30 protein-coding genes are annotated in these 23,498 nt (G+C 43.6%); all 30 read left to right on the forward strand.

The genetic code is table 11. The annotated features are described in order from the left end of the window. Nucleotides 1-310, forward strand: a 310-nt coding sequence (locus LZ11_RS06440; RefSeq protein ID WP_187695060.1) for a transposase, incomplete at its 5' end; no start/stop codon positions are given. Nucleotides 311-428: 118 nt separating this feature from the next. Beyond that, on the forward strand, nt 429-1,562 hold the full coding sequence (steA, locus tag LZ11_RS06445; protein ID WP_148867082.1) for a putative cytokinetic ring protein SteA: 1,134 nt from the start codon (nt 429-431) through the stop codon (nt 1,560-1,562). An 11-nt stretch (nt 1,563-1,573) separates the two neighbouring features. After that, nucleotides 1,574-2,287 carry a copper transporter gene (locus LZ11_RS06450; protein WP_148867083.1) on the forward strand — a complete coding sequence of 238 codons (714 nt, stop codon included), beginning with the start codon at nt 1,574-1,576 and terminating at the stop codon, nt 2,285-2,287. An 11-nt stretch (nt 2,288-2,298) separates the two neighbouring features. Then, the gene (locus LZ11_RS06455) at nt 2,299-3,201 is read left to right on the forward strand and encodes an MraY family glycosyltransferase (RefSeq protein ID WP_148867084.1); all 903 of its coding nucleotides are present in this window, start codon (nt 2,299-2,301) and stop codon (nt 3,199-3,201) included. Continuing rightward, nucleotides 3,107-4,258 (forward strand): DUF3866 family protein, encoded by a 1,152-nt coding sequence (locus tag LZ11_RS06460; protein ID WP_148867085.1) that lies wholly within the window; start codon nt 3,107-3,109, stop codon nt 4,256-4,258. Before LZ11_RS06455 ends, LZ11_RS06460 begins: the two co-directional genes overlap by 95 nt. Further along, nucleotides 4,201-4,743, forward strand: a complete 543-nt coding sequence (locus LZ11_RS06465) for an NUDIX domain-containing protein (protein WP_148867086.1) — start codon at nt 4,201-4,203, stop codon at nt 4,741-4,743. Before LZ11_RS06460 ends, LZ11_RS06465 begins: the two co-directional genes overlap by 58 nt. After that, on the forward strand, nt 4,743-5,912 hold the full coding sequence (locus tag LZ11_RS06470) for an endonuclease Q family protein (RefSeq protein ID WP_148867087.1): 1,170 nt from the start codon (nt 4,743-4,745) through the stop codon (nt 5,910-5,912). Before LZ11_RS06465 ends, LZ11_RS06470 begins: the two co-directional genes overlap by 1 nt. Before the next feature lie 59 nt (nt 5,913-5,971). After that, nucleotides 5,972-6,598, forward strand: a complete 627-nt coding sequence (spoIIM, locus tag LZ11_RS06475; RefSeq protein ID WP_148867088.1) for a stage II sporulation protein M — start codon at nt 5,972-5,974, stop codon at nt 6,596-6,598. Between the two features lie 58 nt (nt 6,599-6,656). Further along, nucleotides 6,657-7,544: a site-specific tyrosine recombinase XerD gene (xerD, locus tag LZ11_RS06480; protein WP_148867153.1), complete on the forward strand. Its 888-nt coding sequence runs from the start codon at nt 6,657-6,659 to the stop codon at nt 7,542-7,544. A gap of 61 nt (nt 7,545-7,605) precedes the next feature. Further along, on the forward strand, nt 7,606-8,775 hold the full coding sequence (locus tag LZ11_RS06485) for a D-alanyl-D-alanine carboxypeptidase family protein (protein ID WP_246110739.1): 1,170 nt from the start codon (nt 7,606-7,608) through the stop codon (nt 8,773-8,775). Nucleotides 8,776-8,889: 114 nt separating this feature from the next. Further along, nucleotides 8,890-9,225, forward strand: a complete 336-nt coding sequence (spoIIAA, locus tag LZ11_RS06490) for an anti-sigma F factor antagonist (protein WP_148867090.1) — start codon at nt 8,890-8,892, stop codon at nt 9,223-9,225. An 11-nt stretch (nt 9,226-9,236) separates the two neighbouring features. After that, entirely contained in the window at nt 9,237-9,677 is a 441-nt protein-coding gene (spoIIAB, locus tag LZ11_RS06495; RefSeq protein WP_148867091.1) for an anti-sigma F factor, read from the forward strand. A gap of 5 nt (nt 9,678-9,682) precedes the next feature. Continuing rightward, nucleotides 9,683-10,405, forward strand: a complete 723-nt coding sequence (gene sigF / locus LZ11_RS06500) for an RNA polymerase sporulation sigma factor SigF (RefSeq protein WP_148867092.1) — start codon at nt 9,683-9,685, stop codon at nt 10,403-10,405. Between the two features lie 86 nt (nt 10,406-10,491). After that, nucleotides 10,492-10,680 carry a hypothetical protein gene (locus tag LZ11_RS06505; RefSeq protein WP_148867093.1) on the forward strand — a complete coding sequence of 63 codons (189 nt, stop codon included), beginning with the start codon at nt 10,492-10,494 and terminating at the stop codon, nt 10,678-10,680. Continuing rightward, nucleotides 10,677-10,889 (forward strand): dodecin family protein, encoded by a 213-nt coding sequence (locus LZ11_RS06510; protein ID WP_148867094.1) that lies wholly within the window; start codon nt 10,677-10,679, stop codon nt 10,887-10,889. The genes LZ11_RS06505 and LZ11_RS06510 overlap by 4 nt, the downstream gene beginning before the upstream one ends. Nucleotides 10,890-10,942: 53 nt before the next feature. Then, on the forward strand, nt 10,943-11,395 hold the full coding sequence (gene spoVAC / locus LZ11_RS06515; protein ID WP_148867095.1) for a stage V sporulation protein AC: 453 nt from the start codon (nt 10,943-10,945) through the stop codon (nt 11,393-11,395). 9 nt (nt 11,396-11,404) lie between these two features. Further along, nucleotides 11,405-12,415, forward strand: coding sequence for a stage V sporulation protein AD (spoVAD, locus tag LZ11_RS06520; RefSeq protein WP_148867096.1), 1,011 nt, complete (start codon nt 11,405-11,407; stop codon nt 12,413-12,415). Between the two features lie 22 nt (nt 12,416-12,437). Next, the gene (gene spoVAE, locus LZ11_RS06525; protein WP_148867154.1) at nt 12,438-12,791 is read left to right on the forward strand and encodes a stage V sporulation protein AE; all 354 of its coding nucleotides are present in this window, start codon (nt 12,438-12,440) and stop codon (nt 12,789-12,791) included. A 13-nt stretch (nt 12,792-12,804) separates the two neighbouring features. After that, complete coding sequence (locus tag LZ11_RS06530) at nt 12,805-13,182, forward strand: hypothetical protein (protein ID WP_148867097.1); 378 nt, start codon at nt 12,805-12,807, stop codon at nt 13,180-13,182. Next, nucleotides 13,183-14,634, forward strand: coding sequence for a spore germination protein (locus tag LZ11_RS06535; protein ID WP_148867098.1), 1,452 nt, complete (start codon nt 13,183-13,185; stop codon nt 14,632-14,634). It abuts the gene before it with no gap. 26 nt (nt 14,635-14,660) lie between these two features. Further along, the gene (locus LZ11_RS06540) at nt 14,661-15,671 is read left to right on the forward strand and encodes an acyl-CoA dehydratase activase-related protein (protein ID WP_148867099.1); all 1,011 of its coding nucleotides are present in this window, start codon (nt 14,661-14,663) and stop codon (nt 15,669-15,671) included. Beyond that, complete coding sequence (locus LZ11_RS06545; protein ID WP_148867100.1) at nt 15,643-16,752, forward strand: acyl-CoA dehydratase activase-related protein; 1,110 nt, start codon at nt 15,643-15,645, stop codon at nt 16,750-16,752. Before LZ11_RS06540 ends, LZ11_RS06545 begins: the two co-directional genes overlap by 29 nt. After that, the gene (locus tag LZ11_RS06550) at nt 16,727-17,698 is read left to right on the forward strand and encodes an acyl-CoA dehydratase activase (protein WP_148867101.1); all 972 of its coding nucleotides are present in this window, start codon (nt 16,727-16,729) and stop codon (nt 17,696-17,698) included. The genes LZ11_RS06545 and LZ11_RS06550 overlap by 26 nt, the downstream gene beginning before the upstream one ends. A gap of 143 nt (nt 17,699-17,841) precedes the next feature. After that, a complete protein-coding gene (gene rpsB / locus LZ11_RS06555; protein WP_148867102.1) occupies nt 17,842-18,543 on the forward strand; it encodes a 30S ribosomal protein S2 in 702 nt (233 codons plus the stop codon). A 77-nt stretch (nt 18,544-18,620) separates the two neighbouring features. Then, nucleotides 18,621-19,235 (forward strand): translation elongation factor Ts, encoded by a 615-nt coding sequence (gene tsf / locus LZ11_RS06560; RefSeq protein ID WP_148867103.1) that lies wholly within the window; start codon nt 18,621-18,623, stop codon nt 19,233-19,235. 111 nt (nt 19,236-19,346) lie between these two features. Then, nucleotides 19,347-20,060 (forward strand): UMP kinase, encoded by a 714-nt coding sequence (pyrH, locus tag LZ11_RS06565; protein WP_148867104.1) that lies wholly within the window; start codon nt 19,347-19,349, stop codon nt 20,058-20,060. A 40-nt stretch (nt 20,061-20,100) separates the two neighbouring features. Next, the gene (gene frr, locus LZ11_RS06570) at nt 20,101-20,622 is read left to right on the forward strand and encodes a ribosome recycling factor (protein ID WP_342782603.1); all 522 of its coding nucleotides are present in this window, start codon (nt 20,101-20,103) and stop codon (nt 20,620-20,622) included. Between the two features lie 259 nt (nt 20,623-20,881). Further along, nucleotides 20,882-21,622, forward strand: a complete 741-nt coding sequence (locus tag LZ11_RS06575) for an undecaprenyl pyrophosphate synthase (protein ID WP_170240317.1) — start codon at nt 20,882-20,884, stop codon at nt 21,620-21,622. 1 nt (nt 21,623) lies between these two features. Continuing rightward, entirely contained in the window at nt 21,624-22,442 is an 819-nt protein-coding gene (locus LZ11_RS06580; RefSeq protein WP_148867107.1) for a phosphatidate cytidylyltransferase, read from the forward strand. Next, nucleotides 22,439-23,497, forward strand: a complete 1,059-nt coding sequence (gene ytvI, locus LZ11_RS06585) for a sporulation integral membrane protein YtvI (protein ID WP_148867108.1) — start codon at nt 22,439-22,441, stop codon at nt 23,495-23,497. The genes LZ11_RS06580 and ytvI overlap by 4 nt, the downstream gene beginning before the upstream one ends. Nucleotide 23,498 lies beyond the last annotated feature (1 nt).

Consider the following 23,498-nt stretch of genomic DNA (forward strand, 5'->3'; position numbering starts at 1 on the left):
CGTGGAAAAAGCGGAAGATATAAGACACACCCAATGGGGTAAAGAACTATACAAAATGCGCGGCCAGACCATCGAGCGGGTATTTGCCGATGCGAAGGAAAAGCATGGCATGCGCTATACAAATCTACGAGGCTTGAGGAAAGTCGGACATTACCTCACGCTTCTTTTCGCATGCATGAATTTAAAAAAGCTGGCTTTATGGAAGAAAAGACGGGGAACGTTTCCGCCAACAGTCCCCGCTTTACATTCGTTTTTCTTAAAAATTTTCTTCGCCTTCAACAAAAAGCCGCTTTTAGGATGCATAACCTAAAAGCGGCTTTGTCTACAAGCTGAACACCCCTAATTAAGGGGTGTTTTATTTTTGTTTCCTGGAAATAATAAGATCAGATAAAAATACCTTTTATTCCGCATCAATTGAGAGGGACACGATGGGTACTTGTGTGGCAGGAAGAGCCGTTGTTGACAGAAAAACGAAAAGACTTTTACAGCGTATAAAATTCGGTGATATAGCCGTCATTTTTCATAGGGATATAGATGAACTGGCCGCCATTAACCTGGTAAAATCGAAAGCCAGGGGCGTAATAAATTTTCAGCCGTCAATCAGCGGCCGGTTTTTCAACAAGGGACCTGTAGTGCTGCTGAATGCCGGAATACCGGTTGTAGATGTTCCAGAGGAAGGGTTATTTGACGCGATACGCGACGGAGATATGGTACAAATAAAAGAAGACGGCGAAATAATGGTAAACGGCCGCTTTCTTTGTAGAGGCGTGATTTTAAGTCAAGAATTGATAAACTCCAAACTTGAGGAAGCAAAAGCAAATTTTGAAGGGGAGTTGGAAAAATTTGCAATAAATACCCTTGAGTATATTAGACGGGAAAGGGCACTTTTGTCGTCGGATTACTCGGTGCCTCGACTTAAGACCGACATGCACAGAAAGCATGTTATGGTTGTGGTAAGGGGGAAAGATTACAGGGAAGATATTCTGACTTTGAAATCGTATATAGAAGAAATCAAACCTGTTCTTATCGGCGTAGATGGCGGGGCCGACGCTCTGTTGGAATTCGGATTGAAACCGAATGTTATAATAGGCGACATGGACAGTATAAGCGATAAAGGACTCATGTGCGGTGCCGAGATAGTGGTACACGCTTATCCCGACGGCAGGGCACCTGGGCTCGACAGGGTAAAACAGCTGGGCCTTAATTATCATATAATGCCCGTGACGGGTACCAGCGAGGATGCGGCGTTACTTTTGGCCTATCACAGCGGAGCTGATTTAATAGTAGCGGTAGGCACTCACACTAATATCATTGATTTTCTGGAAAAAGGTCGTCAAGGGATGGCCAGCACTTTTCTAGTTCGCCTGAAGGTCGGGCATATATTAATCGATGCTAAAGGAGTAAATAAGCTTTACAGAGGAGGTATTAAGATAAATTATATAGCGGCTTTATTTGCAGCCGCCTTTTTTCCGATTTTTATATTAGGCACAACGTCTCCTGCTGTTAGGCACTTACTAAGGCTTATATTCCTTAAAGTCAGGTTGATGTTTGGTTTTTTATAGAGGTGATTTTCTTGTACAACATAAAACACATGACAATTCTTCTGGTTGCGGTATTCTTTGCCCTGGGAATAGGAATTGCCATAGGTTTTACGGCCAACAGCGACAAACTACTGGTAAAGCAGCAGAAAATAATTATAGATCAGTTGGAGGAAAACTATACCCACCTTAAGGAAAGCAGTAGGATGAAAGAAAGGCAGCTGGCGTTGCTTATCGAAAGCCAAAAAAGAGATTATGAATTTCTTGCTCAAAATTTTGATATGTTACTTGCGGGGCGGCTCCAAGGCAAAAAGGCGTCAGTAATAGAATTCGGAAACTCGGATAAATCAGGTGAAATCATAGACTGCCTGAAAAAGGCCGGGGCCCAAGTCCAATTCATTACAATAGTAAACGAAGAGGTTAAAGGTTCGGACCTCGATGTCTTTGCCGAAGCTTTCGCAACGGGAAATATCGAAAAGTTCCAATATCTAAAAGAAGCGGGTTTAATCGAGTTTATCGGGGTTTACGACCGTTCGGTGGATTTCATTGTCCTAATAAGGAACGGTGAAAAAAATAATCCACTCTCTACTGTCAAAAAATTGGTCAGGTTAAAACCGGTAGTTATAGTTCAATCTTCAAATTTACCAAAGCTGGACGTAAAGGATAGTGATAGGTTATTTTATATCGATAATATCGATACAGTGATGGGTAAGTACAGAATGATAATTTCTTTAACGAACAACTTCTGAGGTGTCCGACTTTGCCGGCAATACTTTTATCTGTACTGATAACCTTTTTGTTTCTTGAAAATTTCCGTACATGGGAAAAGACCGTAAAAAAAATTAACTACAGGAATAAACAAGTTATAACCGCAGGAGGAGTCGTCTTTGTTATCGTAGCAATTTTGACGAATATATACAATGCTGTGATCATTAAGTATCACCCTATTTCAGAATCTCTCATACTGGCTGCAGCGGGTATGGGTTTTTCGGGTTTATTGGATGATGTCTACGGAAGCAATGCAGCCAAAGGCTTGAAGGGGCATTTTTCCGAATTGTTTCGGGGCAGGATTACCACTGGATCCATAAAAGCCGTAATGGGACTTGCGGTAGCCTATTTAATATCCTTGAAAAAGGGCGGTTCCCTGCTTGAAGTGGTGGTAAACGCCCTCATAATAGCTCTTACAGCCAATTTGTTGAATCTGATGGACTTGAGGCCCGGAAGAGCTTGCAGATTTTTTTTGTTTTCAACGGCGATATTGTTTTTTTACTTTTTATTCGTTGAAAATACAAGTTTGATCGCATGGTTCCTCCCACTCGTTGCATCAGCAATGGTGTTTTTAATTTACGATTCCAAGGAAATAGTAATGATGGGAGATACAGGCGCCAACGTCCTGGGTATGAGCTTGGGTGTAGAGATTGCCTGGGGTACCTCATTTAACGTAAGGGTTAGTGTTCTTGTCCTCTTAATTGGAATTCATCTGCTGGCGGAACATTATTCCATTACTCGGATAATAGAGAGAATAAGTATGATCAGAAAAAATTTTGTGATGTATGAAGGGGAAATATATGATAAGATTAAGAGAGGGAGTAGTTCTCGACGTCCTGGAAGAGAGGCCGGGAATACAGGAACTTCTCGTAGAAGTAGACGGCGAAAAGGATAAAGCGATAAACTACCCGGATCTTACAGGTTATTGCCGAAAAGGGGATAAGGTCCTTCTCAACACTACCGCCCTTTTTTTAAAACTAGGAACCGGTGGCTTCCATTTTGTAATATACAATCATTCCGTTCACCGGCTTGAGGCCAGTGGGCCTGGCCACATAATAAAGCTCAGGTATACCCCTTTTCAGATAAAATGCCTGAGTGCAGAAGAAGCGGCCAGCCCTGTCGGGAATATACTTTTGGAGACCGAGTCGCTGGCAGGAATGCCGGTGGTGATAGGTTCACTGCACAGCATGCTGGCTCCTGCTTGTGCGGCCATTAAAGCAAAATCCCCTGACCTCAAGATAGCATACGTCATGACCGACGGTGGAGCGCTCCCCATCTTTTTCAGCCGTAATGTATACGAACTGAAGGAAAAAAAGCTTCTTGATTTGACTGTTACGTCGGGCCACGCTTTTGGCGGTGACCTGGAAGCGGTCAACATATACTCAGGCTTGCTGGCGGCCAAGGCTTCGGGTTGCGATATTGCGGTTGTGACAATGGGACCCGGAATAGTGGGAACCGGCACCAAATACGGCCATACGGGACTGGAACAAGGAGAAATAATAAATGCGGTCAACATTCTTAAAGGTACCGCCGTCGTTATACCGAGGATAAGTTTTTGCGACCAGAGAAAGCGCCATCAAGGAGTGAGCCACCATACTATAACATCGCTGCTCGAAATTGCCCTGACCAGAGCCTTCGTGGTGATTCCCAAGATGCATGACGAGAAGCTTGGTATAGTTCTGGCCCAACTTAAAAATTGCGGTATTGCCAAAAAACACAGCATAATAGTGGAAGAAGGTATGGAGGGGATAGAAGTGCTGAGGTCCTCGGGAATAGAACCCAGGACCATGGGTAGGGGATTTGAAGAGGATCCGGAATTTTTTCTGGCAGCCAGCGCTGCCGGCAGATTTGCGGCGAAAATTATTCTGAACAGGAGAGGTGGAGGCTGGAGGCAATGGATTTTTTCGAGGTTACGATCAACTCTAAAAACATTTATTCCGGTAAAATTTTAAAATTGCGGCTGGACGAGGTTAAACTTCCCAACGGAAAAACATCCACCAGAGAAATCGTTGAACACCCGGGAGCGGTGGCCATTGTGGCCATAGACGACGACGGAAGTGTTCTCATGGTGAGGCAGTACCGCAAACCAGTAGAAGAGGAACTCCTTGAAATACCGGCCGGTAAACTAGAGGATAATGAAGATGTGAGAGCCTGCGCCCAAAGGGAACTCATAGAAGAAACCGGTTACAGGGCGGAAAATCTTGTACATATCATTGACTTCTACACATCGCCGGGATTTTCCAATGAAAAAATGTCTTTATTTATAGGGCGGAATTTGAAGAAGGCGGCAGGAAAGGCCGATGAAGACGAGTATATTAAGATGGAAAAAATCCCCTTCGAACAAGCAGTAAAAATGGCGTACAGCGGCGAACTGAAAGACGCAAAGACTATCGTAGGTCTTTTCCTGGCATACTCCTATTTAAGAGGAGAATTTTAATGGAATATTTCGCAGACTTACACGTTCACATTGGACGAGCCGCCGGCAAGCCAGTAAAGGTAACTGCTTCCCGGCAACTGACCCTGGATGGCATTATTAGGACATGCCTGGAAATAAAAGGCATTGATATCGTGGGATTGGTGGATTGCGCGTCACCCTACGTTCTTAGAGAAATAAAACATAAGATCAATTCGGGAGAATTGATAGAGCTGGCGAAAGGCGGACTATCGTATCAGGGTAAGTTGACGCTGATCCTCGGCTCCGAAATAGAAACCCAGGAAAGTAAAGGGGTTGCCCACAGCGTCGCCTATTTTCCGAACATCGAACAGATGGAAGAATTCTCCATAATAATGAGCAGATTTATTAACAATATAGGGCTAAGTTCACAGAAGGCTCGACTCAGAGCCAGGCAACTGCTTTCCATAGTCAACGATTTGGGCGGCAAGCTTATTCCCGCCCATGTCTTTACCCCATTTAAAAGCCTTTACGGCAGCTGTTACGATAGAATGTCCAGGGCTTTTGAAGAAGGGTTCAATGAGGTTATAGCCGTGGAACTGGGGCTGAGCGCCGATACGCAGCTGGCCGATAGAATAAAGGAGCTCGCCGGCAAACAGTTCGTCAGCAATTCTGACGCCCATTCCTTGGATAAAATAGGCAGAGAATATAATGAAGTTCGGCTCGATGCACCGGATTTCGAAAATTTATTTGATGCCCTGGAAGGCAAATCAGATCAAAGGAAGATACTGGCTAACTACGGTCTTGACCCGAGATTGGGAAAGTATCACAGGACCTGTTGTCTTTCCTGCAATTACATAGCTGAGGAACCGCCGCCGGTTAGTAAATGTCCCAGGTGTACGAGCGACAAGGTTGTCATGGGAGCTCTTGATAGGATAACGTTTATCGCCGATTATGATGAAGCCGTTCATCCCCCCGGAAGGCCTCCTTATTATCATCAGGTACCGCTGGAATTCATACCCGGGATAGGTAAAAAGACGCTGGAAAGGCTGTTAAAAGCTTTCGGCAACGAGATGAACATCGTCCACCATGCGGACCCTGAGGAACTCCATAAAGTGGTGGGGGCAATTGTGACGGAAAAGATAATTGCCGCTCGAGGGAAATTAAAGCTCAAAGTCGGCGGCGGGGGCGTGTACGGAAAGATAATGTTTTGAGTTATATTGAATCTCCTCCCAGCATAATATTTTATAAGTGGACGGGGAGGAGATATCCTTTGAATTATTTAATAATAAAGCTTGCCGATTACATGAAAAGAAATTTGGGGTATTATTTTATTCTCTCTTTTATTCTGGTGGCAGGAGTCATAGCAGGAAGCGTGTCGGTCAAATTGCTGTCAGACCCTCAAAAGCAGGAGCTTTTAAACTACATTGAACTGTTTTTTACCAACGTGCAAAATGTAAACATAGATTCATCTACGGTATTTTATGCATCGGTTCTCAATAACCTCAAAACAGCGTTGGTGATTTGCCTTGCAGGCCTTCTAGTCATTAGTTTCCCTGTAATACTGATAGTGATCTTTTTCAGAGGATATATCTTGGGCTTCACTGTGGGATTCCTGGTCGTGGAATTCGGTATAAAGGGGAGCATTTTCGCCCTTCTCTCCATCCTTCCTCAGAACATAATTATAATACCGGCCATTATTTCGATAGGGGTTACAGGAATGTATTTCGCGGTAACTGTAATTAAAAACCGGCGAAGAATGCATCAGGATGGATATTTCAGCATGCTTTTAAGTTACATGCTGTCAAACCTGTTTTTCTGCTTTTTTTTAATACTGGCAGGTTTAATAGAGGGTTATATTTCGCCCCTATTCATTAAACTTATAACATCTTACATATAAAAAAACAAAAATAAAGGAAAAAAATTTTTGATGTGGAATTTTTATGTTGGTGATTGGTATGGAGGACTTATTAAAACAATTTTTAGAATTTTTAAGTATCGAAAAAGGCCTTGCCCGCAATACAATTGAATCCTATAAAAGAGATTTAAAAAGTTACCTGTTTTTTTTAAGATCCCAGAATATTACGGATATCAAATTCACATCGAAAACCACTATAATATCGTATCTCTTGCTCATGCAGAAAAGCGGCAAAGCCAGTAGCAGCATTTCGCGGGCTTGCGCTGCGATTAAATCTTTTTATCATTTTCTGGTACGCGAACGTTACATTAAAGAAGACCCCACCATTAATCTTGATACTCCTAAACTAGAAAAAAAACTGCCTAGGGTTTTAACCGTAGAGGAGGTGGAGAGACTCTTAGAACAGCCCGATACCAGTGATCCACTTGGTTTTCGGGACAAAACAATGTTGGAGTTATTATATGCGACCGGAATAAGGGTATCGGAATTGATTTCTCTGACGGTGGATGATGTAAATCTTGATATGGGGTTTTTGCGCTGCCTGGGGAAAGGCTCCAAAGAGAGAATCGTACCTATCGGTTCTTTCGCTGTGAATTACCTGCGGCGGTACATAAACGGAACCAGAGACCGGATACTAAAAGGAAAGAGCAGCAATATCCTTTTTGTGAATCACATGGGAGAAGCTTTAACCAGACAGGGGTTTTGGAAAATAATAAAAAAATACGCGCGTAAGGCGGGGATAAATAAAGAGATAACTCCCCACACGCTGCGTCACTCTTTTGCGACGCATCTCATTGAAAACGGCGCCGATTTAAGAGCGGTACAGGAAATGCTGGGACATGCTGATATATCTACAACCCAGGTGTACACGCATATAACGAGGACAAGGATAAAAGAGGTTTACGACAAAACCCACCCGAGGGCTTAACTGATGAATAACATTCCTCCCTAAAGGAAAATCTATGACTGAAGGGAGGAATGACTTTGTGATGTCACAAGCATTTAAAAATAGATGGCGGCAAATCGCCCTGTTCAGCCTGATTTTTTTTATAGGCGTCAATTTTACGGTATATGCCCAGCCTTTTCCTGAAATAAAATCCCCTTCGGCGATACTGATAGATGCGGGCACGGGTACGGTGCTTTATGAAAAAAATCCCCATGAAAAATTGGAGCCGGCCAGCATAACCAAAATAATGACTCTGCTTGTGGCCTTTGAAGCGATCGAACAGGGGAAGGTAAAACTAGACGATAAAGTAAAGATAAGCGAGAGAGCGTGGAAGACCGGCGGAAGTCAAGTGTTTTTAGGACCAGGAGAGGAACAGACGCTGGAAACTCTGATGAAGTGTATTACAATAGCGTCGGCCAACGACGCATCGGTGGCTGTGGCTGAATATATAGGCGGCAGTGTCGACGGTTTTGTAAAGATGATGAACGAAAAAGCCAAAGCCCTGGGGATGAACAATACCAATTTTACAAATCCGCACGGGTTGTCCGATCCCAACCATTATACTACAGCTTACGATATCGCCCTGATGTCCAAAGAGCTTGTGAAATACCCCAAATTCTTTGAATGGTCTACCGTATGGATCGATTATCTGGAGCACACCGATAAAGAGCGCGAAGCCACAATGCTGGCCAATACCAATAAACTATTGGGAAAATACGAGGGATTGGACGGCTTAAAAACGGGGTTTCACGCAAAAGCAGGATACTGCTTCGCCGGTACCGCAAAGCGCGGTGACCTGCGCTTGATATCCGTAGTATTGAAATCCTCCAATTCCACTGAACGCTTTGAAGATACAAAAAAACTGCTTGATTACGGTTTCGGGAGGTACAACTCGGTACAGGTCGCGAAAAAAAATTCAGTATTAGCCAAGCTTCCTGTGGAGAAGGGTGTAAAAAAAGAAGTTGACGTTATAGCCTCCGACGACCTTAACATTTTAGTTGAAAAAGGAAAAGAAGGAACGATAAAGACGAAGTTGGAATTACCCGATAGAATATACGCCCCCGTTGTAATAGGACAGAAAGTAGGTAAATTGATAGCAGAACAGGACGGAAAAATCGTAGGAGAGGTGGAACTTACAATTTCCGAGGAAGTTGATAAAGCTGGATTATTTTATATCTTCAGAAAGCTGTTAGGAGGGTGGTTATACTTTTGAAAAACGCACGCTGTGCGTTTTTTTTATTTTAGCAGGAATTTCCTTTTATTTGTAGAAAGTTATATTTGTCTCGAGACTAATATTATGCGAGCTGGGACGGGGGTATGGAACTAAATGGGGGTTGTTTTTAAAGCTTGCAATGATATTCTGATAGTCAATTTAAAAGGGGAATTGGATCACCACATGGCGCATCTTGTAAAGGAAAAATTAGAAGAGTACCTTGCAAGGCAAGCTTTTAAGAAGATATTGTTCAATTTCAAAAATGTAAATTTTATGGATAGCTCAGGGGTAGGTATGCTGATAGGACGGTACAAATCCCTTCAAAAAATAGGCGGGAAGGTAGGGGCGGTTAATATCGGTCAGCAGGTGAGAAGAATTTTTGAAATATCGGGTCTTTTTAATATTATACCCTGCTATAAAGATGAAAAAGAAGCCATTGAGAAAATGTAGGGAGTGATTTTATGGAAATATTAAACGAAATGACCATTGATTTTTTAAGCAAATCACAAAATGAAGCTTTCGCCAGGGTAGTGGTGGCTGCTTTCGCCTCCCAGTTAAATCCTACGCTGGATGAGCTGGCGGATATAAAGACGGCAGTATCGGAGGCGGTAACCAACTGCATAATTCACGGTTATGAAAATACCGTTGGTAAAGTAAGAATAAAAGCTATTCTTTACGAGAACGAAATTGAAATATGGGTGCAGGATTGGGGAAAGGGCATTGAGGATATAGAAAAGGCGAGACAGCCTTTATGGACGTCCAAACCAGAACTGGATAGGTCAGGCATGGGATTTACTATAATGGAGAATTTTATGGATAGGCTCGAAGTTGAATCCGCGCCGGGCAAAGGGACTATCGTTAAGATGTACAAGACGATAAAAAATAAAACTTGTCTGGGGTAACGCTTATGGATTCCAACAAATCGATGGAATTGTTAAAAAAAGCCAAAGAGGGAGATCAGGAAGCCAAAAGTGAATTGGTTTCTTTGAATCTGGGCCTGGTCTGGAGCGTAGTAAAGAGATTCACTAATAGAGGTTACGAGATTGAAGATCTATTTCAAATTGGAAGCATCGGGCTGCTAAAAGCAATAGAAAAATTTGATTTTTCGTATAACGTTAAATTTTCAACGTATGCCGTCCCAATGATAATCGGTGAGATAAGAAGGTACATAAGGGATGACAGGCCAATAAAAATGGCTCGATCTTTAAGAGATTTATCCATCAAAATACAGTATACAAAAGAAAAACTTGCCAAAGAATTAAACAGGGAACCGACTATAGCAGAACTGGCTGAAGAACTGGGTGCTGACCCCGAAGAGTTGGTCATTGGGCTTGAAGCTGTCCAGCCCATAATTTCGTTAAATGAGGTGGCATTTCAGGAAGACGGTTCTCCTATCTACTATATGGACCAGATAAACGGCGATGAACATCAGCAAAACCAATGGCTTGACACCATCGCGCTCAAAGAGGCTTTGTCAAAACTGGATAAACTCGAGAGGCAGATCATAATACTGAGGTACTTTAAAGACAAAACTCAAACGGAAGTGGCAAAGATTCTAGGGATAACTCAAGTTCAGGTTTCGAGATTAGAAAAAAAGATACTCGCCAAAATAAGGAATATGCTTACTTAGCAAAAAGCCTTTTTGACAAGGGGCTTATTTTTTTTATGAATAAAGATTCCAAAGTAAAACAAATACTAGTTTTGAGGTGACCTAAATTGAAAAAGAACTTGATTTTTATAGCATTGGTTTTGTTGTTAATACTTGCTGTAAGTATGATATATACAAGAAGTATAAAAGACAGAATACCCAAGAGCGCTAAGCTCGTAATCGGCCACCTGGAGAATAAAGATTTGGCAACAGGAGAAAATAAAATCGAAATTAAAATCAGGAGGTGCGAGCTATGACAGTAAAAGTTATTGAAGTGGTAGGAGAGTCTAGAAATAGCTGGCAGGAGGCTGTAGAAAACGCCGTTCGCGACGCCAGTAAGACAATAAAAAATATTACGGGTGTGGAAGTGCGGAATCACACCGCTAATGTCGAGGGTGGGAAGATAGTGGAATACAAAGCTGATGTGGCTATTGCTTTCAAAGTAGACGGCACTACAGAAGTATAATTTACGGGCATTTCCGGCGCTTCGCTTTTAAGCCTCAAAAAAGGAGAAATCCCATGTCAAAATTTTCACAGGAGCAAAAGGAATACCAGGAGTTTGTTAAAAGAATCAGGCCCAAACCTCCCTATCTGCAAAATATGGTAATGGCATTCCTCGTCGGAGGATTGATATGCGCCATCGGCCAGGGTATATTAAACTTTTACGTTTTCCTGGGCCTTGAAAGAACTAAAGAAGCCGCCGGGGCCACATCAGCCACCCTGGTTTTTTTAGGTGCTTTTTTGACCGGGTTAGGTGTATACGACGAAATAGGCAAAAGAGCCGGGGCAGGATCGATCGTACCCATAACCGGGTTTGCCAACTCCATCGTTGCCCCGGCCATGGAATTCAAAAGCGAGGGATATGTTTTCGGAGTAGCCGCAAAAATGTTTGTAGTAGCAGGACCCGTATTGGTATATGGAATAACATCCTCGGTAATCATCGGATTTATCTACTATCTCTTAAAGCTTTAGGGGGATAAAATGGCTCTAAAAAAACTGGGCAATCAAACCGTTAAATTTCAAAATCCGCCGTCGATTATTGCAACAGCTTCTATCGTTGGGCCTGTAGAGGGTCAGGGGCCTTTAAAAGATTATTTTGACCTCATACTGAGCGACTTCAATTTTCAGGAAAAAACCTGGGAAAAAGCCGAGAAGAGAATGCTCAAAGAAGCGGCTGAAATGGCCATTAAAAAAAGCGGAGTCCCCGGTAACCAAATCGAGTATTTTGTTGCGGGGGACCTCCTGAACCAGATAATATCCGCAAGTTTTGCCGCGAGAGAGCTGGGAATTCCTTTTCTCGGTATTTACGGAGCCTGTTCTACTATGGCGGAAGGGCTTGGACTGGGGGCAATGTTGGTGGACGGCGGATATGCAGACTATCTGGTAGTAGGTACGTCGAGCCACTTCTGCTCTGCGGAAAGACAGTACCGGTTCCCGCTTGAACTGGGAAATCAGAGGCCTCCTACCGCCCAGCGTACGGTAACTGGGGCCGGGGCTGCCGTAATTTCATCTAAAAACCAGAACCCCCGGATTACTTACATGACGACGGGTAAGGTAATCGATATGGGCGAGGTCAATCCAAACGATATGGGTACCGCAATGGCGCCGGCGGCAGTTGACACCATAGTCAAACACCTGGAAGATTCAAATCGATCTCCAGAAGATTATGATCTAATAATAACAGGGGATCTGGCCAGCGTGGGCAAGGATATAGTGGAAAGGCTGCTAAAAGAAAAGGGAATAGATATTTCTGACAGGTATACCGACTGCGGGCTTTTAATCTACAGTCCCCAGCAGGACGTACACGCCGGCGGTAGCGGGTGTGCGTGCGCGGCTGTTGTTACTCTCGGATACCTTTTCAAAGAAATGCAAAAGGGCAGGTATAACAGGATCCTCGTTGTTGCCACGGGGGCGCTATTGAGTACTACAAGCGTGCAGCAGGGCGAGACCATACCGTGTATTGCTCACGCGGTGGCTTTAGAAAATTTATAGGCTTTCGTGAGGGGAATTCATGATGGATTATATAATGGCTTTTATAATCGGCGGTATAATATGCGCAGTGGGACAGATATTGATGGATTTTACACCCCTGACTCCGGCCCATGTACTGGTCTTATTCGTGACGCTGGGAGCGGTACTCAGCGGCCTTGGTTTATATCAGCCCCTGGTAGATATAGCAGGAGCCGGAGCAACCGTACCGTTGCCCGGTTTTGGACATACACTGGTGAAGGGCGTAATAGATGAAGTAAATAAGTATGGCCTTTTAGGAGTATTAACCGGGGGCTTAAGATCTGCTGCCGCAGGAATAACGGCAGCGGTAGTTTTTGGCTACTTAATGGCTCTGATCTTCAATCCGAAACCCAAGTAAAACGAGGTAGAAAATGTTTCTTGACATTGTGGGAATGTTGCTGACCATTCTAATAGTCAGTCCTATATACATGGGCCGTGTATTCCTAATTTGTCTTTTTGCCAATTTTCTCGACATAATAACAGCAATGGTTTTTAACACCCAGATAACGGAGGTTATCGCAGGGGGTATCTTCAGTTCAATTAATTATTACGGTGGTAATATTTTCGTGCCGTACCTTTCCCCATTAGTTTTGATATTAATCGGAGTAGGCCTTCAGGGTAGAGACGGAATAATTCTTTGGGATTTGATAAATCCGGCAGCTACATTTAAGAGGCCCTGGCCTTTTCTCTTTTTTAAGGTAGGCATTGCCCGAATTTTGATACTCTATCTTTTCGGGAGAGGAATTTAATTGGACGTATGCAAAAATCTTGAAAAAAATTTGCAATACCTGCAGGAAAAACTGGGCATCGGACAAAGTTTTGACGTTATTTCCAGGCCCTTGATTATAGCGGGGAAAAACGCCAGCCTCATATTCATAGACGGTCTGGTCAAGGACGAAGTGATGCTGCGGATTCTGGAACCCATTTTGAAAATAAAAAAGGAGGATCTGAGGCGTGATGTTATAAGAACCCTTATACAGTCGAAAATAGGTTATATCGAAGTAGAATCGGTTTCCACCCTTGAAGAGGTTATTGATAACGTGCTGGCAGGCCCGGTAGCCCTGCTGATAGACGGAGAAACCGAGGCGATCATAATAGATGCAAGGCAATACCCTTCAAGAAACCCTGAAGAGCCGGACCTTGAGAGAGTTACGCGGGGCCCGAGAGACGGCCTGGTGGAGACCGTGGTGTTCAACACCGCACTGATACGGCGACGGCTGAGAGATCCCAATCTCAGAAATGAGATAATAAAGGTAGGTGCGCGCACAAAAACCGATGTCGTCGTTTCTTATTTGAAGGACAGATGCGATCAACGGCTTGTGGATAAAATTAAATCCAAGATCAAAGAGATAAAGACCGATGATCTTGTTATGGCTGAAAAAAGCCTGGAAGAATTTATCGTGGGTTCAAAATGGAACCCATTCCCCAGGGCGCGTTTTACAGAAAGACCCGATGTTGTTGCGGCTCATCTATTAGAAGGATATGTTGCTGTAATCGTAGATACCTCTCCGAGCGTTATGATATTACCTGCCTATTTTTTCAATTTCGTACAGCATGCGGAGGATTATTACCAGAACCCGGTAATAGGCAGTTATATCCGCTGGGTGCGGTTTATGGGGCTTTTAATATCGTTGATTTTAACACCTCTGTGGCTTGTTCTCGCCCTAAATAAAGATGCTCTGCCTTCGTGGTTACAATTCATAGGGCTAAAAGAACCTACACCTATACCCCTGTTCCTTCAGTTTTTAATTCTGGAATTGGGTGTCGACCTGATCAGGATAGCTTTAATTCACACACCAAACGCCCTGGCTACTTCCCTGGGCTTACTGGGTGCGGTTATGCTTGGCCAGTTTGCGGTTGAAATAGGTCTTTTTTCCGGTGAGACGATCCTGTACACCGCAATTGCCGCCATAGGCACTTTTGCCATTCCAAGCATAGAGTTTGCCCAGTCGATAAGATTATTCAGGTTGATAATCCTCATACTGACAGGCTTGTTTTCCTGGTACGGATTTTTAACAGGCATATTTTTTATGATTTTGGTGTTGATTGTGTACCGTGCTTTCGATGGGACTCCTTATATGTGGCCTTTGTTTCCATTGAATATGGAAGCGTTAAGAAGCATTTTACTGAGAAAACCGATACCCGAAGTCAGAAGCGAACATATAATAAAATATGTAAAAAATGGTAATAATATAAAATGAAATTATGTTATGAAGAAGGGGTTCGGATGCGAATAGGTATTCCGCGAGCTCTGCTTTATTACAATTACTATCCTTTCTGGAAAATATTTTTCGAATCCCTCGGTCATGAAGTCGTTTTATCCAGTCCGACCAACAAAAAGATATTGAAGGATGGGCTGGAGTCCACCGTTGACGACGCATGTTTACCCGTAAAGGTTTTTCACGGGCATGTAATTGATTTAATTAATACGGTGGATGCAGTTTTTATTCCCCGAATTATCAGTGTAGAATCGGGGGAATTCATTTGTCCCAAATTCCTGGGGTTACCTGATATGATAAGAAACAGCGTAGCAGGCCTCCCCCGGATAATCGATTGCGAACTTTCCCTGTACCGGAATAAGACGGGATTTATGGAACACGCAATCAGGGTGGGGCGCCTTCTGGGCAATTCCACGCAGGAAGCCTTAAGAGCTTACTTGCTGGCTTCGAGCAAATATAATTCTTATAAAAAATTCAGAGTAAAAAACGGAAGACTTCCGATAGACGAGGGGGATAAGAGTTTTTTTGAAGTCACTGCCCCGGATTATTCAAAATATAAAGACGGTTCTTTTAAATTCAACGTACTGGTGTTGGGTCATCCGTATAACATCTACGACCGCTATGTGAGCATGAATTTAATAAAGAAATTACAGGATTTTGGCGCAAAGATAATCACGCCTGAGATAATCCCGGAGAGAAATATTTCGGCCGGGGCAAAAAAACTGAATAAAAAATTATTCTGGACTCTAGGCAAAAATATCCTGGGCAGCGCTTACTACTATATGGACAACTGTAAGCTAGACGGTATAGTTCACGTCGCGTCCTTCGGGTGCGGCCCAGATTCGCTGGTAGGAGAACTTTTAGAGCGCAAGGTTTCCCGTGATTACAGCCTTCCATTTTTATATCTGAACCTGGATGAACACGCCGGTGAAGAGGGTTTTAATACGAGGCTCGAGGCATTCGTGGATATCTTAGAGAGGAGAAGATGCGGTGAAAGTAACGTTTCCTCACATGGGTAATCTTTATATACCCGTCAAGACCTTTTTTGAAAACCTTGGGGTCGAGGTGATAGTCCCGCCCCCCTGCAGCAAGAAAACTCTGGAACTCGGAGTGAAATATTCTCCTGAATTTGCCTGTTTGCCCTTGAAAATAAACATAGGCAATTTTATAGAAGCTCTGGAAATGGGAGCCGATACGATAGTGATGGCCGGAGGTATTGGCCCCTGCCGGTTTGGTTATTATTCCGAAGTGCAGAGGGAGATTTTAAGGGATCTAGGCTACAAGTTCAACATGATAGTACTGGATCCGCCTCAGGGACATTTTATGGACCTGGTAAAAAAACTCCTTGCGATAACCAATAAGAAAAGTTTCAGGCAAATTTCTTTAGCGGGAAGGCTGGCATGGGCTAAAGCATTGTTGCTCGACGAACTGGATAAGATGGCCAGCGCCATCAGACCTGTGGAGTTAAACAGGGGCGAGACCGACGCCATCTACAAAAATGCCCTAGAGCAAATCTCAAAAGCGGAAAGCGAGCAAGAATTGTTGGGTGTAAGACGAGAAATTCTAGAAAGAATGGCTGAAATTAAAAAAGACCCAGACAAATTACCCGTTAAAATAGGTCTGGTGGGAGAGATATACACGGTCCTGGAACCGTTCGTAAACCTTTTCGTGGAAAGGCAGCTGGGCGAACTTGGAGCCGCAGTGGAAAGGAGTATATATATAACCGAATGGGTCAGAGAAAACCTTTTGCCTTCTTTTTTGAAACCAAAAGAACACGGGCAGGTTCTAAAACTGGCTGAACCTTATATACGCTGCTTTGTGGGAGGTCACGGCCAGGAGTCGATTGCACAGATCGTTAAATACTCCAGGGAAGGCTTCGACGGGGTTATACATCTTCTTCCATTTACTTGCATGCCTGAAATAGTTGCAAAAAGTACTATACCCTCGGTTGCCAGGATTCATTCGATTCCCGTTATGACGCTGGTGCTGGACGAGCATTCCGCCGAGGCAGGAGTAAGAACCCGCCTTGAAGCCTTTGTAGATTTGATTCGCCAGAAAAAGGAGGAAAAGAGCTGTGACAGGGTGTTATCTGGGAATTGACGTAGGCTCTGTCAGTACTAATTTCGCTCTGATAGATGAAAATGGTAATCTGTTAAAAAAGCTTTACCTGAGGACTGCGGGAAGGCCTATTGAAGCTATTACTAACGGTCTGAAAATGATTCAAGAGAGCTTTGAAGACGACATAAAGATAATGGGAGTCGGTACTACGGGAAGCGGTCGGAAACTGGCCGCCGTTATCGTAGGGGCGGACGTCATAAAAAACGAAATTACAGCCCACGCTGTGGCATGTATAACTGAATACCCCGATACCCGGACTATTCTGGAGATAGGAGGACAGGATTCAAAGATAATAATATTAAGGGATGGAGTTGTAGTTGATTTTGCGATGAATACGGTATGTGCTGCCGGCACCGGTTCTTTTTTGGACAGACAGGCTCAGAGGCTGGGTATACCAATAGAGCGGTTCGGAGATATTGCCTTGATGTCGCAAAATCCCACCAGAATTGCAGGGCGCTGCGCTGTATTTGCGGAATCAGACATGATCCACAAACAGCAGATGGGATATAAAGTCGAGGATATTTTGAAAGGACTGTGTCAGGCCCTGGTAAGGAACTACCTGGCTAACGTTGCTAAGGGCAAGGAAATAAAATCGCCGGTTGTTTTTCAAGGTGGAGTTGCGGCAAACACGGGAATAAAAAGGGCCTTTGAAGAAGAACTGGGTATGGAAATCATAATACCCAGATATTTCGATGTAATGGGAGCGTTGGGCGCTGCTATTCTTGCGAAGAAGTTCATGGCTCAAAATAAACGCGCTAAGACTAAGTTTGCAGGCTTTGAAGCAGCTTTTAGAGAGCATACGGCAGGAAGCTTCGAATGTCAGGGGTGCCCGAATTTATGCGAAGTAGTACAGATTTACGTCGACGGCAAGCTCGTCGCCCGCTGGGGTGATCGGTGCGGCCGCTGGTCTGCCGACATGGCGGTATGATTCAAATTCATATTGCATAAGCCGTTTTTTTGTGATATACTATCATCCGGTAATTCACACGCTGGGGATATTTCAGGGAGGGTGCCGGAAGGTCTCTCTGAAAGATGAGACCAGCGGAGGAAAAAAACCAAGGAGGTAAAAAAATGTCGGTCATTTCCATGAAACAGTTACTTGAAGCTGGCGTTCACTTCGGCCACCAGACCAGAAGATGGAACCCAAAGATGAAGGAGTATATCTTTACCGAGAGGAACGGTATCTACATCATCGACCTGCAGAAAACCGTAAAGAAAATGGAAGAAGCCTACGAATTTGTGAAAAACCTGGCGGCCGAAGGCGGCAAGATACTGTTTGTAGGCACCAAAAAACAGGCTCAGGAATCTATCCAGGAAGAAGCAAAAAGGTGCGAGATGTTTTACGTCAACCAGCGCTGGCTCGGTGGAATGCTCACCAATTTTAAGACAATAAGAAAGAGGATTGAGCGCCTGAAGGAACTGGAGAGAATGGAGGAAGAAGGCGTTTTCAACATCCTTCCCAAAAAAGAGGTATTGAACCTCAGGAGAGAAAAAGAGCGCTTGGAGAAGTACTTAGGCGGTATTAAGAACATGACTTCACTTCCCGACGCTCTCTTTGTGGTAGATCCGAGAAAGGAAAAGATAGCCGTATCCGAGGCCAGAAAATTAAAGATACCGATAATAGCCATTGTCGACACCAACTGCGACCCTGATGAGGTGGATTACGTAATACCAGGCAACGACGATGCCATCAGGGCTGTTAAGCTATTAACGGAAAAAATAGCCGATGCTGTGCTGGAAGGCAGGCAGGGAGTCCAGATGGCTGCCGAGTAATTTTTCATGCTTATAAGGTAAGGGTGATTTGTCTTTTCCCATCCTTACCTTTAATAATCTTTCAGGAGGTTTTGGGGATGGTAAGTTCAGAACAGGTAAAAGAATTGAGAGAGCGCACAGGTGCGGGAATAATGGATTGTAAAAAGGCACTGGCCGAGGCCGGAGGCGATATGGAAAAAGCGATCGTCATCCTCAGAGAAAAAGGTCTCGCCAAAGCTGCAAAAAAAGTTGGGCGTACCGCTGCGGAGGGAATTATTGATGCATACATACATGGCGGCGGTAGGATAGGCGTACTGGTGGAAGTTAACTGCGAGACTGACTTTGTCGCGAGAAACGAAGAATTCAGAAACCTGGTGAAAGACATTGCCATGCAGATTGCTGCAGCCAACCCCAGGTACATCTCCCGCAGCGACGTTCCTCAGGAGGTTATAGAAAGAGAGCGGGAAATTCTAAAAGCACAGGCGCTGAATGAGGGCAAACCCGCCCACATTGTGGACAAAATCGTAGACGGAAGGATAGAAAAATTTTTTGAAGAAAACTGCCTAATGGAGCAGCCTTTCATAAAAGATCCTGATAAAAAAGTATCCGAGTTAATTATGGAAAAAATTGCTTTGTTGGGAGAGAACATAACGATAACCCGCTTTGCCCGTTTTGAAAGAGGAGAAGCGGCGCCCAAAACGGAGCAGGAGTAGTTTTTAAAAAAGAGACACTAAAAGTGTCTCTTTTTTAAAAAAACAGCAGAATAAGAGAGGAATTTATAACCAGAATATAGAATTAAACTTTTAAAAAGAGAGGGTTAATGGATGCAGGAACCTAAGTATAAAAGGGTTGTTTTAAAAATAAGCGGCGAAGCACTGGCTGGAGAAAAAGAATTCGGCATAGACCAGGATGTTATTAATTCTATAGCCGACGAGATAAAAGAAATAAGGGAATGCGGCATAGATGTGGCCATAGTTGTAGGCGGAGGTAACATATGGAGGGGAAGGAATTCACCGCAGATGGATCGGGCTACCGCCGACTATATGGGAATGCTGGCGACTGTTATCAATGCCCTTGCCCTGCAGGATGCTTTGGAGAAAAGAAATATAGAGACGCGCGTTCAGACGGCCATAGAAATGAAGGAAATTGCGGAACCTTATATACGGCGCAGGGCCATGAGACATCTGGAGAAGGGCAGAGTAGTGATTTTCGCCGCCGGGACAGGAAATCCGTATTTTTCTACAGATACAGCAGCTGCTTTAAGGGCTGCCGAAATAGAGGCCGACGTAATACTACTTGCCAAAAAAGTTGACGGCGTTTACGATTCAGATCCCATGAAAAACCCAAACGCTCAAAAATTCGACAGTCTGGAATACATAGACATACTCAACAGGGGGCTTGGCGTAATGGACTCCACGGCCACCTCGCTTTGTATGGATAACAAGATTCCCATAATTGTATTCGGCATCAATAAGGCGGGCAATATCATAAAAGCCGCCCTTGGGGAAAACATAGGCACGTTTGTGAAAGGGGGTTAATCTTGTGGATAAGAAAATTTATAAAGAGACCGAGGAGAGGATGAAAAAAGTACTAGGCAATCTGAAATCGGAGCTGGCGGCAATAAGGGCCGGCAGGGCATCTACGGCGCTGCTCGACAAAGTCTTTATAGACTATTACGGTGTGCCTACGCCCGTAAATCAGGTGGCCACCGTCAGCGTACCGGAACCCAGGATGATTCTAATTCAGCCCTGGGATGTCAAAATGTTAGGTGCCATCGAAAAGGCGATTTTAAAGTCTGATCTTGGCCTGACGCCTACCAGCGACGGCAAGGTAATAAGATTGGTTTTACCCGAGCTGACTTCGGAAAGGCGCAAGGAACTGGTGAAAATGGCCAAGAAGAAAGCCGAGGATGCCAAGGTTCTCGTTCGAAACATACGCAGGGATGCCAACGACCTGGTGAAAAAAATGGAAAAGAACGGTGAAATTTCTGAGGACGACAGCAAGAGATCTCAGGAAGAAATACAGAAACTCACCGATAATTACGTTGAAGAGATAGAAAAGGCTTTTGCAAATAAAGAAAAAGAAATCATGGAGGTATAGCAATTACGAAAAACAATTTGGACTTAACCGGTTTTACACTGGAAGATGCCTTGGCCTTTTTAAGAGCTGAAGGTGTCAGGATCAGCGAGATCAAATACACCTTTCCTATTAAACAAAAAGATGATTATAATAGGGCAATAGTTGTGCGAGTCGATAAAAGCCCCAACGGCGACGGCGTCATTTTATTAGCGGCCTATTTTCGGTAAATTATGTCCCCCTCCTCTGCGAGGGGGCTTTTCGGCAAAATTAGGAGGATAAGATGGTGAGTATCAAAGATCTTGATTTGGTAGACAGAAAAAAACTGCCGGACCATATAGCCATAATAATGGACGGTAACGGCCGGTGGGCCCAAAAACGTGGGCTTCCCCGAATTGCAGGTCATTGGGCCGGTGCGGAAAACCTTCGCAATATTGTAGAATTTTGTTCCGAACTAAACATAAAAGTCCTGACCGTTTATGCTTTTTCTACGGAAAACTGGAGAAGACCTCAGGACGAGGTAAAATCCATCCTCAACCTTCTCGTATATTACCTGAAAAAAGAAGTGGACAATTTAAACAGGAATAATATAAAATTAATGATGACAGGCGAATGGCAAGAACTGCCACCCAGGGTCAGGGCGGAAATAGAGAAGTCTATCGAATTGACTTCGAATAATACTGGATTGATACTAAACGTGGCGCTAAATTACGGTTCCCGGCGCGAAATAGTACGGGCATGTAAAGACATATGCCAGATGGTTGCAAGCGGACAGTTGAACCCCGGGGACATTGATGAAAAACTATTCGAAAAGCATCTGTTTACCGCAGGCCTTCCGGATCCGGACCTTTTGATCAGGCCCAGCGGAGAGCTGAGACTTAGCAATTTTCTTTTGTGGCAGATAGCCTACTCTGAGTTGTGGTTCTGCGATACCTACTGGCCTGACTTTAAGAGGGAAGACCTGATAAATGCTATACTTGACTACCAGCGCAGGGAACGGAGATTTGGGGGTTTAACGAAATAAAATGGATGAAGGTTTTATAACCAGAGTCTTAAGTGCCATAGTTGGGATTATTCTTCTTTGGTTCATAATAAACAGGGGAGAAGCAATCTTTTTGTCTTTTGTAGTGCTGATGAGTGCGGTTGCCAACTGGGAACTTCACAGGGCCTTTAAAAAGTCCGGTATAGATACCAAAATAGTCTACAGTACACTGACCGGTACATTACTGCTAACAACCGTCTATTTTCTGCCCAACGTAAAAATATTATTTTTACCCCTCTTCATTATAATAGTACTAAGCTTTTTCTCAAATATTGTAAATTATGAACGAAATAAAATGGAAGATATTGTATTCTCGATATTTTCTTTTATTTATACTTCCATCCCTCTTACTCATATAATCCTGATTAGAAATCTTCAGCACGGGGTGGCTTTTGTATGGTGGGTATTTGTAACGACATGGAGCTGTGATACGTTGGCGTACATCACTGGAATGTTCGCCGGCCGCCACAAACTTGCACCCAACATAAGCCCTAATAAAAGTATCGAAGGCAGTATTGGCGGTATATTTGGAAGCATTGTGGCCAGCTTTTTGTTCGCCAGATTCACATTGCCGCAGATACCATTGTTTGACACAGTAACGGTGGGGTTGCTGGTGGGAATCCTCTCGCAGATCGGAGATTTATCTGCCTCTCTCATTAAAAGGTTCTGCAGGATAAAGGATTTTTCAAATTTGATCCCAGGCCACGGTGGAGTTCTGGATAGATTCGATAGCGCTCTTTTTTCTTTCCCCGTTGCATATTATTATATTGTAATCGCTATTCAAAAGGGTGGTTTTCATTGATTTTGAAGGCGGATTATAAACCTCTTGTTTACTTGGGGCTTACCATAGTGGTGGTATCTATCGTAATCGCTATTGTCCTTAGATATCTCCTGCCTTTTGCAGTAGGTATGGTAATAGCTTTAATGATAGACCCGATCGTAAACCGCATTGAATCAAAGTTGAGGATCGGCAGGGGCATTGTGGTTATGTTGGTGCTCACCGCAATCTTCTCAGCTCTCGGGTATCTTACGATCCTGGCTATTTCAAGGCTAACTTTTGAACTAGGAAAGTTGATAAACATTCTCCCGAACTACACCGATTACTTGAGCGCTATTTTGAGTGACATTGGTTCTTTTATGTTTTCAATTTCCGATATTATTCCGCAAGCAGTCCTTGATTATCTTTTAAAAAATTGGGGCCAGATTATCACCTATTTGACGGGATTTTTATCGAACTTTTATACTTTTCTCGTAGAAAAACTGGTTTTAATACCTAGTCTGCTGGTATTTCTCATTTTCACCTTTTTATCCAGTTACTTTTTTGCAAAAGATAAAAAAAGAATAATAAAATCCATGAGAAAAATATTGCCGCAAAATTGGCATAAAAAGCTGGAGAACATGCAACTGGAGCTTTTTATGTCCGTCGTAGGTCTTATAAAGGCCCAGATAATTTTGGTTATGATCTCGACAATTATTACAATAGCAGGGTTTTACATTCTAAAGGTGGACTACGCATTGACCCTAGGTATAATCTGCGGAATCCTTGATATACTTCCCATCTTCGGACCAAGCATAATTTTTATTCCATGGGCTGTTTTTTCTGCAATTGTTGGGAATATAAAATTTGCCATAGCATTGATCGTCCTATACCTGGTAGTAGTCGGAAGCCGTCAGGTCCTGCAGGCAAAAGTCATTGGAACCCATCTGGGGCTGAACCCCATTGTGGCTCTCATATCAATCTATGTGGGAATAAAAGTGTTCGGTTTTCTTGGATTATTCATAGGGCCGATGGTGGCGGTTATTGTCAGGGCAGTAATTCAGTCTGGTTTTATCCCGCCCCTGGTGAACAGAACTTAAA

The organism is Thermosediminibacter litoriperuensis, from assembly GCF_008124715.1.
Taxonomy (GTDB): domain Bacteria; phylum Bacillota; class Thermosediminibacteria; order Thermosediminibacterales; family Thermosediminibacteraceae; genus Thermosediminibacter; species Thermosediminibacter litoriperuensis.